Annotated in this window: 16 protein-coding genes; 6 read left to right on the forward strand and 10 right to left on the reverse strand. The window is 65.7% G+C overall.

Annotation, left to right across the window (positions count from 1 at the left end; all coding sequences use genetic code 11):
* Positions 1-117: 117 nt before the first annotated feature.
* The 3 genes from efp to F8237_RS34115 all read left to right on the forward strand — a co-directional run bounded on the left by efp (position 118) and on the right by F8237_RS34115 (position 3,370).
* The gene (gene efp, locus F8237_RS34105) at positions 118-684 is read left to right on the forward strand and encodes an elongation factor P (RefSeq protein WP_015686372.1); all 567 of its coding nucleotides are present in this window, start codon (positions 118-120) and stop codon (positions 682-684) included.
* An 18-nt stretch (positions 685-702) separates the two neighbouring features.
* Positions 703-2,325 (forward strand): peptidoglycan DD-metalloendopeptidase family protein, encoded by a 1,623-nt coding sequence (locus tag F8237_RS34110; RefSeq protein ID WP_151650378.1) that lies wholly within the window; start codon positions 703-705, stop codon positions 2,323-2,325.
* Positions 2,326-2,407: 82 nt separating this feature from the next.
* On the forward strand, positions 2,408-3,370 hold the full coding sequence (locus F8237_RS34115) for a DUF808 domain-containing protein (RefSeq protein ID WP_151650379.1): 963 nt from the start codon (positions 2,408-2,410) through the stop codon (positions 3,368-3,370).
* Between the two features lie 69 nt (positions 3,371-3,439).
* Here F8237_RS34115 and F8237_RS34120 read toward each other — a convergent pair whose 3' ends face one another.
* Both F8237_RS34120 and F8237_RS34125 read right to left on the reverse strand, forming a co-directional pair.
* The gene (locus tag F8237_RS34120; RefSeq protein WP_151650380.1) at positions 3,440-3,946 is read right to left on the reverse strand and encodes a cupin domain-containing protein; all 507 of its coding nucleotides are present in this window, start codon (positions 3,944-3,946) and stop codon (positions 3,440-3,442) included.
* A 21-nt stretch (positions 3,947-3,967) separates the two neighbouring features.
* Positions 3,968-4,447: a carboxymuconolactone decarboxylase family protein gene (locus tag F8237_RS34125; RefSeq protein WP_151650381.1), complete on the reverse strand. Its 480-nt coding sequence runs from the start codon at positions 4,445-4,447 to the stop codon at positions 3,968-3,970.
* A gap of 54 nt (positions 4,448-4,501) precedes the next feature.
* On the opposite strand from F8237_RS34125, the gene F8237_RS34130 reads away from it, so the two are divergent.
* The gene (locus F8237_RS34130; RefSeq protein WP_151650382.1) at positions 4,502-5,023 is read left to right on the forward strand and encodes a MarR family winged helix-turn-helix transcriptional regulator; all 522 of its coding nucleotides are present in this window, start codon (positions 4,502-4,504) and stop codon (positions 5,021-5,023) included.
* Positions 5,024-5,145: 122 nt separating this feature from the next.
* On the opposite strand, the gene F8237_RS34135 is transcribed toward F8237_RS34130, so the two are convergent.
* Together F8237_RS34135 and F8237_RS34140 are read right to left on the reverse strand one after the other, a co-directional pair.
* Positions 5,146-5,397: a hypothetical protein gene (locus tag F8237_RS34135; protein WP_151650383.1), complete on the reverse strand. Its 252-nt coding sequence runs from the start codon at positions 5,395-5,397 to the stop codon at positions 5,146-5,148.
* 57 nt (positions 5,398-5,454) lie between these two features.
* Positions 5,455-5,715 (reverse strand): hypothetical protein, encoded by a 261-nt coding sequence (locus F8237_RS34140; RefSeq protein ID WP_151650384.1) that lies wholly within the window; start codon positions 5,713-5,715, stop codon positions 5,455-5,457.
* A gap of 127 nt (positions 5,716-5,842) precedes the next feature.
* Here F8237_RS34140 and F8237_RS34145 point away from each other — a divergent pair, with 127 nt between their 5' ends.
* On the forward strand, positions 5,843-7,072 hold the full coding sequence (locus F8237_RS34145) for a lytic murein transglycosylase (protein ID WP_151650385.1): 1,230 nt from the start codon (positions 5,843-5,845) through the stop codon (positions 7,070-7,072).
* Positions 7,073-7,079: 7 nt separating this feature from the next.
* Here F8237_RS34145 and F8237_RS34150 read toward each other — a convergent pair whose 3' ends face one another.
* The 3 genes from F8237_RS34150 to recJ form a co-directional block, all read right to left on the reverse strand.
* The gene (locus F8237_RS34150) at positions 7,080-7,877 is read right to left on the reverse strand and encodes an aldolase (protein WP_162006332.1); all 798 of its coding nucleotides are present in this window, start codon (positions 7,875-7,877) and stop codon (positions 7,080-7,082) included.
* A 108-nt stretch (positions 7,878-7,985) separates the two neighbouring features.
* Positions 7,986-8,795: an SDR family NAD(P)-dependent oxidoreductase gene (locus F8237_RS34155; protein ID WP_162006333.1), complete on the reverse strand. Its 810-nt coding sequence runs from the start codon at positions 8,793-8,795 to the stop codon at positions 7,986-7,988.
* A 37-nt stretch (positions 8,796-8,832) separates the two neighbouring features.
* Positions 8,833-10,674, reverse strand: a complete 1,842-nt coding sequence (gene recJ / locus F8237_RS34160) for a single-stranded-DNA-specific exonuclease RecJ (RefSeq protein WP_151650388.1) — start codon at positions 10,672-10,674, stop codon at positions 8,833-8,835.
* 284 nt (positions 10,675-10,958) lie between these two features.
* Between recJ and F8237_RS34165 the strand changes: the two genes are divergently transcribed.
* Positions 10,959-12,035 (forward strand): methyl-accepting chemotaxis protein, encoded by a 1,077-nt coding sequence (locus F8237_RS34165; protein ID WP_151650389.1) that lies wholly within the window; start codon positions 10,959-10,961, stop codon positions 12,033-12,035.
* 189 nt (positions 12,036-12,224) lie between these two features.
* On the opposite strand, the gene F8237_RS34170 is transcribed toward F8237_RS34165, so the two are convergent.
* Genes F8237_RS34170 through F8237_RS34180 form a run of 3 tightly spaced genes read right to left on the reverse strand, consistent with a single transcriptional unit; the run spans position 12,225 to position 15,258 of the window.
* Positions 12,225-13,229: a 4-hydroxythreonine-4-phosphate dehydrogenase PdxA gene (locus F8237_RS34170; RefSeq protein ID WP_151650390.1), complete on the reverse strand. Its 1,005-nt coding sequence runs from the start codon at positions 13,227-13,229 to the stop codon at positions 12,225-12,227.
* Positions 13,226-14,764 (reverse strand): tripartite tricarboxylate transporter permease, encoded by a 1,539-nt coding sequence (locus tag F8237_RS34175; RefSeq protein WP_151650391.1) that lies wholly within the window; start codon positions 14,762-14,764, stop codon positions 13,226-13,228. Before F8237_RS34175 ends, F8237_RS34170 begins: the two co-directional genes overlap by 4 nt.
* An 11-nt stretch (positions 14,765-14,775) precedes the next feature.
* Positions 14,776-15,258 carry a tripartite tricarboxylate transporter TctB family protein gene (locus F8237_RS34180; protein WP_151650392.1) on the reverse strand — a complete coding sequence of 161 codons (483 nt, stop codon included), beginning with the start codon at positions 15,256-15,258 and terminating at the stop codon, positions 14,776-14,778.
* Positions 15,259-15,395 lie beyond the last annotated feature (137 nt).

The raw sequence follows: 15,395 nt of genomic DNA on the forward strand, positions 1-15,395 counted from the left end.
AAAATGCGTATGTTGCGGCCCGAAACGGGCGCCGAGGTCTGATTTGAGGCCCCAGGTCCCCCATCGATTTGACCACCTCCTGGCCTGAGCCGGGCCAAGCAAGCAGGAAATATAGCTTTGAGAGTCATCGCCAGTTCTATTCGCAAGGGCAACGTGATCGAGCAAGACGGCAAGCTCTATGTCGTCGTCAGCGCCGAAAACATCCATCCCGGCAAGGGCACGCCGGTCAGCCAGATCGAAATGCGCCGAATCTCGGACGGGGTAAAGATCTCCGAGCGCTACAAGACCACCGACCAGGTCGAAAAGGCCACGATCGAAGAGCGCAACTTCACCTTCCTCTATGAAGATGGTGACGGCTACCACTTCATGAACCCCGAGACCTACGACCAGGTCCAGGTTTCCAAGGACGTGGTTGGCGACGCGGCCGCCTATCTTCAGCCCGAGATGACGGTCAAGCTGTCGACCCACGACGTCAACGTGGTCTCGCTCGCGCTGCCGCAGCGCGTGACGCTGGAAGTGGTCGAGACCGAACCGGTGACCAAGGGCCAGACGGCCTCGTCCTCCTACAAGCCCGCGGTGCTCTCCAACGGCGTGCGAACCACCGTGCCGCCGCACATCGCCGTCGGCACTCGCATCGTGGTGATGACCGAAGACGGCTCCTACTCCGAGCGCGCCAAGGACTAAGCGGGAGATCAGGAACAGGTGCCGCCAGGGGGCGAGACAGTGGTTGGGAAGAGTTTCCGCTTCGTCTCGCTGCTTCTGGCGTCGCTGTCGCTCCTCACCGCCACTCCGCTCGCCGCGGACGAAATCCGCAGCCCCTCACTCACGGCCCTGCGCGTCGACTGGCGCGCAGCACTCGACCAGCTCCGCAGCGAGATCAACAGCCGCCCCCAGATCGCGGGCGACTTCATCTTCGTGCCCCGCCGTTCGGTGCCGCGTTACGATCCGCGCGCGATGCCGGCGCTGGTGCAGCTCAACGCGGTCTCCTCGCAATTCTTCGCCGGCATCGCCCGCAGCTCCGTTCCCGTGCTGCTGCCGTTCGACGCCCCAGCCTATCTCGAGGCGCAGCGTAGCGGCGCGCCGGCGACGCTGGCGCTGTCGCGTTATCAGGCCGATTTCAATTCCGTTGACATGTTCGACGCCGGTCCCGCCGGCTACAGCGCGAGCTTCTCGTTCGAGCCCGGTGCGGGTGACGGCATGCCGAGCCGAATCTTCGCAAGGCCGGTCGAGGTGCAGATCTCCGGCTCGGCCCTGATCTATGACATCGCCGATCCCGCCGGCGGCAAGGGCGAGCCGGTCAAGCCGCTCGCGGCAACCTTTCCGGACCTGCGCAGGTTCATTAGGGAAGGTTATGTCCGCTACGCCTTCACGCGCTTTGGCGTCGCCTATGTGGTGTCGGTCCAGTGCCTCGACAGCGTCGCCAAGCCGCGACGGCTCGCCTGCAAGGAGGCCTATCCGGTTGCCGAGCGCTTCCTGAAAGCGCTGCGGATCGCGGGCGGCCAGCGCATGCGGCCGCTGACGGACGTTGCTTCCGACGTCATCGATCGTCCCGCGGCGCGTTCGGCCGACTTCAGCTACCGGCCGAGCGGCGACATCATCCCGAACACCGGCTATCGCAACAAGGCCGGCCATCCCGACGTGATGGCCTATGCCCAGATCCGATTTCCACTCGACAAGGCACCTGCGTTCGTCCGCTCGCAATCCTACGGCAAGCGCGACAAAAGCGAAGGTCCGACCGCCTATCCCTGGCGCGATAATTTCTGCGAGTCCCGCAGCTTCGAGGTCTGGCAATGCGGAGGCGGTTATGGGCACCAGGGCGAGGATATCCGTGCCGCGGATTGCCCACCGCCCGGCGAGGGCCGCGAGCCCTGCGATCCCAAGCAGCGCGCCGTCGTTGCCGTGCGCGACGCCATCGTGATCCGTGGCGCCAAGGACCAGGCGGCGACGCTCGCTATCAACAGCCGGACCGAGCACATCCGCTTCCGCTACATGCACATGAACCCGCAGGCGATGAACACGGACGGCGTGCTCAACGGACGCTTCGTCGTCGAGGGCGAGAAGATCGGCGTGGTCTCGAACTATCTCGACCATCCGGCCGGCACGTCGATGCATCTGCATTTCGACGTGCAGGTGTTCACCCGCGACGGATGGATCTGGGTCAGCCCCTACGTCACCCTGGTCTCGGCCTATGAACGCCTGATCCGCGCCCGCGGCCGCGAGGTCGGCCCGGAGATCGCGGTCACGACGGAGCCGGTGGCCCATGCGCTGCCGGAGGACGTGATCAAGCCGGACCTGCGCGAAGGATCGAGCGGCGAGGAAAATTGACGACTTGCTCGTTCCGGTGTCGAGCCGCGCAAGAGCGCGCTGTCGCGCGAAGCTTCGGCTGGAACCAGGAAGGATGGGGTTGATGAGTGTCGGACTGATCGGTCTGCTCGACGACATCGCAGCGATTGCGAAGGTGGCAGCAGCCTCACTCGACGATGTGGCGAGCCAGGCTGCCAAAGCAGGCACAAAGGCGGCAGGAGTGGTCATCGATGACGCAGCCGTCACACCAAACTACGTCATCGGTTTTGCTGCCAAACGCGAATTGCCGATCGTCGGCAAGATCGCGGTCGGCTCGCTCCGCAACAAGTTGCTGATCCTGCTTCCCGTTGCTCTGCTGCTTGGTTATTTCCTTCCCGCCGCTGTCACGCCGCTGCTCATGCTGGGCGGAGCCTTTCTCTGCTACGAGGGTGCCGAGAAGGTGCTCGAAGCCGCAATCCCACATCATGCGCGCGAGGACCAATCTCAGGTCCAGCCGATTGCGCTGAATGCCCGGTCGGTCGAGGACGAGAAGGTCGCGAGTGCCATCAAGACGGATTTCATCCTGTCGGCTGAGATCATGGCGATCACGCTGGCAGCCCTCCCGGCGGGCAGCATCTGGACACAGGCGCTGGTGCTGGCGCTGGTCGGCTTCGGCATCACTGTCGGGGTCTACGGCGTTGTCGCCCTGATCGTGAAGGCAGACGATGTGGGCCTGGCCCTCGCACGCTATGACGGTGCCACCGTCATTGGCAGCGCGATCCGCCTGATGGGACGCGCGCTCGTTCGCGGAATGCCCAGCTTCCTGACGGTCCTGAGCACGATCGGCACCGCCGCCATGATCTGGGTGGGCGGGGGTATCATCCTGCACGGTTTCGAAAAATACGGCCCGCCTCTGGTTGGCCGCACCGTCCATGCCGCAACCGAGGCGGCCGCGCACATCCTTCCGTCAGTTGCCGGCATGATCGAATGGACGGTCGAGGCGCTTATCTCAGGCGTGCTCGGATTGCTTATCGGGGCACTTGCGATTCCAGCGGTCGAATACGGCCTCTCCCCTGCATGGAAATGATTGAGGCGATCAGTTGGCCTAGAGGGCCGCTGAGTCTGCTGGACGCAGATTCAGGACGACGAAAGCGAGCTACTCCAGCAACGTCGTCAGCTGTGCGCCTTCGTCCGCCACGAACACCGCGATCAATTCCGCGGGCTCTGTGGCGCTGGCGTTGGCCGAGACCATGTGCGTCGATCCCGGCGGTTCGAAGAAGGACTGGCCGACGCCGAACGTCTCGACCGGACCACCGCCGAGCTGGGAGCGGATCTCGCCCTTGGTGATGTAGGCGGTTACCGAGCCCGCGTGGCGGTGCGGCCGCGAAAATCCCCCGGGTCCATAGACCACGCGTACGATGGTGACGCGCTTGCCCGGCACGTTGGGCAGCGCGTAGGAGCCGATCGGTTCGACTTTGTCGAGCGGCGAGCTCTCCGCCGCCGCCGCCGCACACAGCGGCGCCACTACGCCGGAGACCGTGTCCATCGCCACCGGGAGCGCCTTGCCGATCGCCAGCGCACAGGCGAGCCCTCCGAAGACGGACAGCGCCAGCGAGCGCGACGGCACCGGGCGATGCATAGTAGCCAAACTCATTGCGATCATGACAACCTCCCCTCGTTGCGATCAGGACGCCGCGGCATTCGCCGTCACCGGCCGCTTCGCCGGCGTCCAGCGATACGCCGCGCCAAAGCGGTTCCAGACGTTGATCGAGGCCACCGCCGAAGTCAGGTACATCAGCTCGGTCTCGGAGAATTCGCGGCTGGCCTCCATGTAGACCTCCTCGCTGACGCCGTCGGGCAGAAAGGTCAGCGCCTCGGCCCAGGCCAGCGCGGCACGTTCGCGCGCAGAAAAGATCGGAGCCTCGCGCCAAACCGCGACCAGATTGAGCTTGTCCACGGGCACGCCGATACGCTCCGAGAAGAGGATGTGATGCTGAACGCAGAAGGCGCAGCCGTTGATCTGCGAGGCGCGCAGCTTGACTAGCTCGAGGATCTGTTTGTCGAGACCCGCCTTGGCCGCCACCTGGCCCAGCGCCAGCACCAGCTCATACGCATCGGGCGCGATCCGCTTGAAATCCTCGTATTCGCTGCGCGCGTGTGCCATTGCCGTTCACCCCATGTTATTGTAAGACTGCTTACATCTTATAAGAGCACTTACATGTTGCGCAAGACGCCTGACATCACGAGGTCGAAATCCCGAAGCAAAGCCGCCGGGCCTGCCGCCGTGCGCGTCCCTGCCCCGGGCGAAGGCAAGCGCGGCGAAGAAGGCTATCTCGGCTATCTCCTGCGCCAGGCCCATGCCGCGGTCCGCCTGACGATGGAACGCACGCTCGCCGATCTCGGCGTGACCTCGCCGCAATTCGCAGTGCTGACGATGCTGAATGCCTATCCGGGACTCTCCGGCGCCGACGTCGCCCGCCTCACCTTCCTGACGCCGCAGACGGTCGGCGTCATCATCCGCAACCTCGAACGCGACGGCGCCATTGAGATGACGCCCCACCCCGTCCACGGCCGCATCCAGCAATGGACGTTGACGCCGCGCGGCACCACCTTGCTGAAGGCTTGCCGGGAACGCGTGATCGCGCTGGAGAAGCGCCTTGCCGGAAATCTGGAGCCCAAGGCGGAAACCGCGATCCGGAGGTGGCTGGCCGGCGTCGCGGCTGATTTGCAGGAAGACTAGGCAAAGCCTAGTCGCCGCCCCCGTCGCCGCATCCCCCGTGACTGGCATCGGCATCCGAGAAGTCGCTCACTGCGCCGTCGCCGCCTAGACGGAAGCGAACCGACCGCAAAGCAAGAGGCGACCTAGCCGCCCTTCAACGCATTCTTAACTTCGCCGTCCGGCCAGCTCTCGCCCGCTGCGATCACGCGCACGCGGCTCTGATCTGCACCGTTCACCAGCACATGCGAACCCACCCGGTCGCTACTCGGCTCCAGGTGCAGATCGGTTTCGGGCTTCCAGCTCAGCGTCGTGGCGAGATCGCCAGCAAAAATCTGCCATTTCGATCCGTCGTCGAGCTCGACGATGTGGCTCTCCGCATGCGCGCGTATCTTCATTCCACCCCGAATTCTCGACGAAAGCGAGCCCCGACGATCGGCCAGGGCCCAGCTCCATCAGTCGTTGTCGTGATGAATTACGGTCTTGCTGCGGTTGCCGTATTCGTCTTCCTTCTTGATCACGGTAGTGCGGCTCGAAGGCTCGCGCTCCCTGATGACCGTGGTGCGATCACGATCGCGGTCGCGCTCACGATACTCGTGGGACTGTCCGACCGTCACGCCGGCGCCAACCGGGCCGACATGAACGCCGACTTCATCCGCCAATGCAGGGGCCGCGATGGCGGTGACCATGGCGGCGGCAAACAGATACTTCCTCATTTTGTCCTCCTCGTTATCGTGGGGAGGGAATGCAGCAGTGCGACACTTTGTTCCGGAGGATGATGGTCTCTTACCGGTGTTCCAGGAACCGGCTCACAGGGGCCACGTTTCCGGCTAGAATGGCCACATGAAGCAAGCTGATTCCTCGGTCCGATCCACCCGCCGCGCCCTGCTCCAATCGGCGCTTGGCATGGCCGCTTCGGTCGCGTTACCCGCGCACGTCCTCGCGGCGCCTCCGGGCTTCGACGAATGGCGTGAGAGTTTTCGCGCACGCGCGATGGCCAAGGGCATTTCGGCGGCGACCTGGCAGCGCGCGATGGCGCGGGTCGAGCCGGACATGAGCGTGTTCAAGCAGATGCGCAACCAGCCCGAATTCCACGAGCAAGTCTGGCAATACATCAACCGCCGCGTCTCGGACTGGCGCATCATCAACGGCAAGATCGCGCTCAAGAACAACGAAGCCTTGCTCGCGCGCATCGAGCGCGATTTCGGCGTCGAGCGCGGCACGCTGCTGGCGCTGTGGGGCGTCGAGTCGGCCTATGGCGATCCGCTGGTGCAGCAGAACCACATGACGCCGGTGTTTCCCTCGCTCGCCGCGCTCGCCTGGAACGAGCCGCGCCGCAAGGCTTATTGGGAGACCGAACTGATCAATGCGCTGCGCATCGTCGACAAGGGCTGGAGCACGCCACAGGAAATGCAGGGGTCATGGGCCGGTGCGATGGGGCATTCGCAATGGATGCCGGAGGTCTGGCTCAATGTCGGCATCGACTATGACGGCGACGGCAAGGTCTCGCCGTTCGGCAAGCCCGACGATGCATTGGGCTCTACCGCCAAATACCTCGTCAATCGCGGCAAATGGCGCCGCGGCGAGCATTGGGGCCACGAGGTGCGCGCGTCCGGCGAGGCGGGCGGCAGCCGCACCTATGCGGCATGGCAGGCGGCCGGCGTCAGCCGCGCCGACGGCCAGCCGTTCCCGCAGCCAAACGCATCCGCGCGGCTGTGGACGCCGGTTGCGGGCGGGCCGTCCTTCCTGCTCGGACCGAACTTCAACGCGGTGAAGAGCTACAATCCCTCGATGAATTACGCGCTGGCGATCTGCCATCTCGGCGACCGCTGCCTCGGCGGGCCGCCCTTCATCCAACCCTTCCCCGGCTCCGAACGCGCGCTGACGCTCGCCGAGGTGCAGGAGATGCAGACGCGGCTGACCAAGGCCGGCTTCGACACCGGCGGCACCGACGGCCGCGTCGGCAACGACACCATGAAGGCGATCAAGGATTTTCAGCAGCGCGCGGGGATTGCGCCCGCCGATGGATATGGCGGGCTGAAGGTGCTGGCGAAGTTGCGGCAGGGGTCGTAAAGCGGCCTCAGTGTCTGTACTGCGGCTCTTCGGCGTCGAGCTGGCGCCGGACGGCCGCAAGATGCAGCCGCGCGGATTCGGAATCGCCTTCGCGCATCTGCTTGTAGGTCTCGGCGGCAATCGCGGGATCGACCGGCAGAACCTTGCGTCCCGTCGACATCGCCAGCACCTGCACCTCGGCTGCGCGTTCGAGATAGTAGAGATCGTCCCAGGCCTCCGCGATGGTCGGGCCCAGCACCATCACGCCGTGATGTTTCATGAAGACGATGTCGGCGTCGCCGACGGCGGAGGCGATGCGCGCGCCCTCGCGGTTGTCGAGCGCGAGGCCGTTGTAATCGCGGTCGACCGCCGTGCGGCCGTAAAACTTCAACGCAGTCTGGCCTGCCCAGATCAGCGGATCGCCCTCCGTCATCGACAGCGCGGTCGCGTAGGGCATGTGGGTGTGGAAGGCGACCTTGGCGCGCGGCAGGCGTTTGTGCATCTCGGCGTGGATGTAGAAGGCGGTCGCCTCGGGCACGCCCTCGCCGTCGAGCACATTGCCGTGGAAGTCGCAGATCAGCAGCTTTGACGCGGTCAGCTCGCGGAAGGCATAGCCATAGGGATTGACGAGAAAGAGGTCGTCATGGCCCGGCACGACGGCCGAGAAGTGATTGCAGATGCCCTCCTCAAAACCGTTGCGCGCGGCCATACGGAAGCAGGCCGCGAGGTCCTCGCGCGCGGTGCGGATCGCGTCGGTGGCAAGGTCCGGCCGGTTCGAGCGGACGGGCTCAGGCGCGGAAGACGTCGAGTGAAGGCTGTGCGCCATGGCGAAGGACACCTTTGTCGGTCGGGAGCTGTCCGCCTTGTACAGGGCCGACGCTTGCGCGTCAGCCCCTGCGGGCGCCACCCTGCCCTTCGCAGCCCGCGCGGCGGCTTATTGCCGCCGTGGCACGCCGCCGGCGTTCATGCCGCCGTCGATGACGAGTTCGCTGCCGGTGACGTAACGCGAGGCATCGGAGGCCAGATACAGCACGCCGGAGGCGATCTCCGCGGCCTGGCCGGCGCGGCCGAGCGGGGCCACCAGCCTTGCGCGCTCCTCGGGATCAATCGGCGCGTTCTGGCCGGCGCCCGTCGCCCCCGTGGGGATCTTGCCCCAGATCGGCGTGTCGATGATGCCGGGATGCACGGAATTGACGCGAATGCCGTCACCCGCCGCCGCGCATTCCATCGCGATCGATTTGGCGAACAGGCGCACGCCGCCCTTGGTGGCCGAATAGGCCGACAGGCCCGGCGAGCCGCGCAGGCCCGCGAGCGAGGACATCATGACGATCGAGCCGCTACCGGTCTTGCGCATCAAGGGCAGGCAATGTTTGACCGAGAGAAACACACCATCGAGGTTGATGGCGTTCTGCTTGCGCCAGTCAGCGAGCGTCATGTCGACGATCGACGGCACGGCAATGCCGATGCCGGCGTTGGAGACCATGATGTCGAGCCGGCCATAGCGCTTTGCGATATCGGCGACGATCTCGATCCAGCGCTCCTCGCTGGTGACGTCATGCTCCAGGAAAATCGCCTTGCCACCAGCCTTGGTGATGCGCTTGGCGAGCTCGGGGCCGCGCAGCTCGTCGATGTCCGAGATCACGACAGTCGCGCCCTCGCGCGCGAACAGCTCGACGATCGCCTCGCCGATGCCCGAGGCGCCACCTGTCACCAGCGCGACCCTGCCCTCAACCTGCCCTGCCATGTTCACTCCCTTTCTTCTTTGTTGTTTGAAGCCGTTGTTATCTAATCACGGATGGCCCCTGGTCCGGTAGCGCGACGTCGATGACGCGGAACTGCACGCGCTCGGCGCCCTGGTAGCGATCCACGGACAACGATCCCGCGACATGCAATTGCTGGCCGCGATTGGCGACGAGCGCGTTGCCAAGCTTCTGGCCGACCGAGCGGAACGCGATGCCATTGACGATGGCGCCATCACCCGACTTGAAGCGCAGGCGCAGATGCGCCTGGCCGACCTCGTCGGCATAGACGAGCTGGTGCGCCGGCAGCGCCAGCACGGCTTCCGGATTGCCGCTGCCGAACGGGCCGGCGCGGTTGAGCGTAGCCGCAAGCTCGGTCGTCACCGCGCGCGCGGAGACCGCGCCGTCGATGTAGAGCTCGTTGACGTGGCGGGCCTCGGCGACGTCCTGCGCCAGCGCGCTTTCGAGATAGGCGCGAAACTCGGCGAGCTTTTCTTTGCGCAGCGTCACGCCCGCGGCCATCGCGTGGCCGCCACCCTTGAGCAAAATGCCGTCGGCGACCGCCTGCCGCACCGCCTTGCCGATGTCGACGCCGGCGATCGAGCGACCCGAGCCGGTGCCGATGCCGCCGGGCTCCAGCGCGATCGCAAAGGCGGGCCGCGAAAACTTCTCCTTCAGCCGGGAGGCCACGAGACCGACCACGCCGGGATGCCAGCCTTCCGAGGCCGTGACGATGACGCCAATTCTATCCTCCAGCCCGATCGAGGCCAGCGCCTCGGCTTCGGCCTGCGCTTCCGCCGCCTGCTCGATGACACGACGCTCGCTGTTCAGGCGGTCGAGCTCGGCCGCGATCCGCGCCGCCTCGACGCTGTCGCCTTCGAGCAAGAGCCGCACGCCGAGATCGGCGCGGCCGATGCGGCCGCCGGCATTGATGCGCGGCCCCAGCATGAAGCCGAGATGCCAAGCCTCCGGCGGCCCGTTGAGTCGCGCCACGTCCATGAGCGCGGTGTGGCCGACATGGTCGCGCCGCCGCATCGCGATCAGCCCCTTGGCGACGAAGGCGCGGTTCAGGCCGATCAACGGCGCAACGTCCGCGACGGTGCCGAGTGCGACGTGATGCAGCATCCCGAGCAGATCGGGCTCGGGCATCTCAGATGTCCAGAAGCCGCGCTGGCGCAGCTCGCGGTTGACCGCGACCAGCGTCACCAGCACGAGGCCAACGGCGGCGAGATGGCCGAGGCCGGAGAGATCGTCGAGCCGGTTCGGATTGACCAGCGCATCGACCTCCGGCAATTCCGTGCCGGCCTGGTGATGGTCGATCACCACCACGGACATGCCGAGGCGCTTTGCCTCCGCCAGCGGCTCGATGCTGGTGGTGCCGCAATCGACGGTGACGAGCAGCGTGGCGCCCTTGGCCGCCAGCCCGCGCACGGCATCGACGTTGGGGCCGTAGCCCTCGAAGATGCGGTCGGGAATGTGGATCAGCGGGTCAAGCCCGCAATGGCGCAGATGCCAGGCGAGCAGCGCCGCCGACGTCGCGCCGTCGACGTCGTAGTCGCCGAAGATCGCGACGGTCTCGCCCCTCACTGCGGCGTCCGCGATGCGCTTCGATGCCGCTTCCATCTCCGTCACCGTGAACGGATCCGGCATCAGTTTCCGGATGGTCGGATCGAGGAAATCGGGCACCGCGTCGATGTCGACGCCGCGGCCGGCCAGCACCCGCGCCAGCAATTCCGGCAGCTGGTGACGCTGCACGATGGCGAGCGCCGTGGCGGCGCCGCGCGCATCCAGCCGGGTGCGCCAGAGCTTGTCGGTGAGCGAGCGCGCCACGCCCAGGAAGGCCTGGGGTGCTTCGACGGGCAAGACGGTAGCGGGCGGCGACATGACGGGGGCTGGTTATCGGAAACTGGGACCCGGACAATCACGTATGTCCGGCCATTGGGCTGAAAGCGATTGGCCGGCAATCCCTCGGGATTTGCAACGGCCGGAACTCACAAAGCGGTGGATTGCCGCCTTGCCGCGCGGACTGACTATCATTTGGGCATCCCGCAGAACAGCGAATTAAGCGGGCGTTAGGTGGAATCGTCGAAAAAGACTCGTATTCGATCTGTACTTGATTGTTCCGGGTTCATTGCAGATCAGGCCTCATTGCCAAGGGAAGTCCCCCGATGTCTGCTGCGCTGGGTCTGAAAGCCAAGCCGATCGCCCCTGAACCCTCCGACGATGATTCCGACATCTCCGCGCTGATCAATCGCCTGACCGCGGAGGTCAACCAGATCGCGGTCGACAAGACCAAGGCGATCCAGCAGATCACCAACCAGATGAAGATGCTGGCGCTGAACGCGCTGATCGAAAGCTCACGCGCCGGCGCGCAAGGCGCGGGCTTCGCGGTGGTGGCGCAGGAGGTGCGCGGCGTCGGCCAGCAGGTCGAGAGTATCGCGCGCGAACTCGAAACCCAGTTGACCAAGCGAACCGGCGATCTCGTCTCCTCGATCGACCGCATGAGCCAGCGCTCGCGCGGCGAGCGCATGGTCGACCTGTCGCTCAATGCAGTCGAGCTGATCGACCGCAACCTCTATGAGCGAACCTGCGACGTGCGCTGGTGGGCGACCGATTCCGCGGTGGTCGATTGTGCCGCCTCGCCCGCTCCCGCAGCCGTCACCTTTGCCTCGCAACGCCTCGGCGTCATCCTCGGCGCCTACACCGTCTATCTCGACCTCTGGCTCTGCGACCTCGACGGCAACGTCATCGCCAACGGCCGCGCCGACCGCTTTCGCGTCGTCGGCCAGAACGTCGCCCACACCAAATGGTTTCGCGAGGCGAAGTCCTTGCGCTCCGGCGACGGCTATGTCGCCGGCGACGTCGAGAACCAGCAGTTGCTCGGTAACGCGCAAGTCGCAACCTATTGCGCCAGCGTCCGCGCCGCGGGCCAGGCCAACGGCGCACCGATCGGCGTGCTCGCCATCCATTTCGACTGGGAGCCGCAGGCCCGCGCGATCGTGCAAGGCGTCCGCGTCGGCGACAGCGACAAGGCCCGCGTGCTTCTGGTCGACTCGAACTTTCGCGTGATCGCGGCCTCCGATGGCCAGGGCATTCTCAGCGAGCGCATCTCGCTGTCGCTCAACGGCCAGCGCTCCGGCTTCTACCAGGACCGCTCCGGCACGCTGGTCGCATTCCATGCCACGCCGGGGTACGAGACCTATCGCGGGCTCGGCTGGTACGGCGTGATCGTCTGCGGGGCCTGAGGCGAGAGCCGCCCCATAAAATCCGGGCGGTGAGCCGTCCGTTCAAACAAGCGCGAAAACAACCCCATGCACAGTAGAAGCCGGGTTGTTTTCATTGACGTTTTTCGTCGCACCCGATCGTTTGACACGTCGGGCAAAACACTGGCACTCTGCCATCATCCCAAAGTTTGAAAACGCGCCCGCGTGCGATCAGGCGACGCCGCGTCCGGCCATCTCCGCCGCGAGCAACAGCGCGGCGCGGCTGGCGCCGATCGATGCGATCCCCTGCCCCGCGATGTCGTACGCGGTGCCGTGCGCGGGCGTGCAGATCGGGAACGGAAAGCCGCCGAGCAAGGTCACGCCGCGATCGAACCCCATCAGCTTCATCGCGATCTGGCCCTGGTCGTGATACATCGTGAGCACCGCATCGAAGGCGCCACCTTTTGCGCGCAGGAACACGGTGTCGGCAGGAAACGGCCCTTCGGCGGCAATGCCCTCGCGCTGGCCGGCGGCAACCACCGGCGCAATGATATCGATCTCTTCGCGGCCGAAATTGCCACCATCGCCAGCGTGCGGATTGAGCCCGGCCACCGCGATGCGCGGCCTCGCGAAGCCGGCCTCGCGCATGCAGGCGTCGGTCAGCTTGAGCGCACGATGGATGCGCTCGACGGACAGCCGGGCGGCGACGTCCTTGAGCGGGATATGCGAGGTGACCCGTGCATTCCAGAGCCGGTCCAGCACGTTGAATTCGCTCGCCGGCGTCTTGAGACCAACCACTTCCGCTGAAAACGCGATCTCGTCGTCATACTCGGCGCGGGCAAACCGCATTGCCTGCTTGTTGAACGGCGTGAAGCAGACCGCGTCGACGCGACCATCGCGGCCGAGTTCGAGTGCATGTCTGTAGTTTGCCAACGCGAATTGTCCGCCGGCAAGGCTCGCCACCCCGCGCTCCACCTGCGCGGGGGCGAGGTGGCCGAGGTCGACGAACAGCGCGTCCCCATCAATGGCGCGAAGTTCGGCCCCCTGCTCCACCATGGTCAGGTCCGGCTTGACACCCGCGACGCGCGCGCCCTCATCGAAGACGCGTCGGTCGCCGATCACGACAAGCCGGGCGCGGGCAAGAATATCGTTCTGCGCCACGAGCTTCGCCGTCAGCTCCGGACTGATGCCGGCAGGATCTCCCATGGCCAATGCAATGAGCGGCTTTGCGGTCATATGATCACCTTTTCATGAGTTGCCGTCTCATTGGCGGATGGCGCGGGCCTGCGCCGCAAACGCGCTAGCTGCAGCACAAGCGGAAGCAGCAGCAGGGCGATGCCGGCCACGATCAGGCACGTGACCAGCTTGTTTGCGAAGAATATCCCGAGCGATCCCTTGGACATCAGCATCGACTGCCGGAACGCATCCTCGGCCTTGTCGCCGATCACGATCGCGAGCACCAGCGGCGCTAGCGGATAGAACAGCTTCTTGAAGAGATAGCCGACGATCCCGAAGCCGAGCATCATGACCACGTCGAGATAGGAGTTCGACACCGAATAGGCACCGACGACGCAGATGATCACGATCAGGGGCGCGATGACGACGAACGGAATTCGCATCAGGGCGGCGAAGACCGGAACGGTCAGCAGCACCAGCGCGACCGCGACGATATTGCCGACATACATCGAGGCGATCAGACCCCACACAAAGTCCTTGCTGTCGACGAACAGCATCGGCCCGGGATTGAGTCCCCAGATCATGAGCCCGCCCATCATGACGGCCGCGGTCGCCGAGCCGGGGATGCCGAGCGCGAGCATCGGCAGCAGCGCGCTGGTGCCGGCCGCATGATCGGCCGTCTCTGGCGAGATGATCCCTTCGACCTCCCCCGTGCCGAAATATCGGCCACGGCGCGAGAAGCGGCGGGCGATGCCGTAGCTCATGAAGGATGCCGCGGTCGGCCCTCCCGGCGTGATCCCCATCCAGCATCCGATCGCGGCGCTGCGCAGCAGCGCAACGCCGTGGCGCGGCAGGCGGCCGACGGCGCGGAACACCTCGCGCCAATCGATCTTCGAGGAGACCGCGCGGGCATGAAACTCCTCTTCGACGGCGACCAGCAGCTCGCCGATGCCGAACAGGCCCATCACCGCGACGACGAAGTTCACGCCCTTGACCAGCTCGTCGATGCCCATGGTGAGACGGACGCTGCCGGCCACCGTATCGATGCCGATCGCGGCGATGGCAAAACCGATCGCAAGCGCGACGACGGTCTTGATCGGCGCCGCGCCGCCCATGCCGACGAAGCTCGCGAAGGCGAGGAAATAGACGGCAAAATATTCCGCCGGCCCGAAGGCGAGAGCGACCTGCGCGACCCAGGATGCGAGGAAGGTGATCAGGATGACGCCGACCAGCGCGCCGAACGCCGCCGAGCCGAACGCGGTCGCGAGCGCCGTCGTCGGCCGGCCGTCGCGCGCCATCGGGTAGCCGTCGAAGGTGGTTGCGACCGAGGACGGTTCGCCGGGGATGTTGAACAGGATCGAGGTGACGGATCCCCCGAACAGCGCGCCCCAATACATGCTGGAGAGCAGGATGATCGCCGACACCGGCTGCATGCCGAAGGTCAGCGGCAATAGCAGCGACACACCGTTGGGCGCGCCCAGCCCCGGCAGCACGCCGACGAGAATGCCGAGCAGCACACCGACCGCCATCAACGCCAGATGCGGCACGGTGATCGCGATGGTGAAGCCGTGCAGGAGTTCGTGGAGGTTTTCCATCGGCCTCTCCGTCAGAAGCCGAACGCGGCGGCCAGCGCGCCATGCGGCAGGCTCACCTGGAACATGCGCTCGAACACGACATAGAGCGCGAGGGCCGTTACCCACGCCATGGCCAGCGCACGCGGCACGGACTGATGTCGGGGGATCGCCAGCACCGCGAAGATGTAGAGAGCCGAGGCGAGGTACATCCCGACCAGCGGGATGGCGGCGACGAAGATCGCGGCCGGCACAAACAGGCCCGCTAGCCGGCGCAGCTCGATCGGCGTAATCGCAATCGGAACATTTGCCAGTGTCGCAGCCGGCAGCACGCCCCGCACCAGATTGTACAAGCTGCCGAGCACGATGATGATGCCGGTCAGAAACGGGAACGTGCCGGAGTCGACGCCTGCGGTTGACCAGCCGATGCCGTTGTCGAGGCTCTGGACCACCACCGCGACACCGAAGCTCCCAGTCAGCACGGCAGTCGCAAGTTCGAGGGCGCGGCGCGAGATCATAGGTAGCCCTCCCTCAACCGTCGTCCCGGCGAAGGCCGGGACCCATACCGCGTGATCTCTCTCGAAGATCGTTGGTCGTCGTACCGACGTGGATTCGAGTCTTCGTCAAACTCCTCCCAGTGGTTATGGGTCCCGGC

Source organism: Bradyrhizobium betae, assembly GCF_008932115.1.
Taxonomy (GTDB): Bacteria; Pseudomonadota; Alphaproteobacteria; order Rhizobiales; family Xanthobacteraceae; genus Bradyrhizobium; species Bradyrhizobium betae.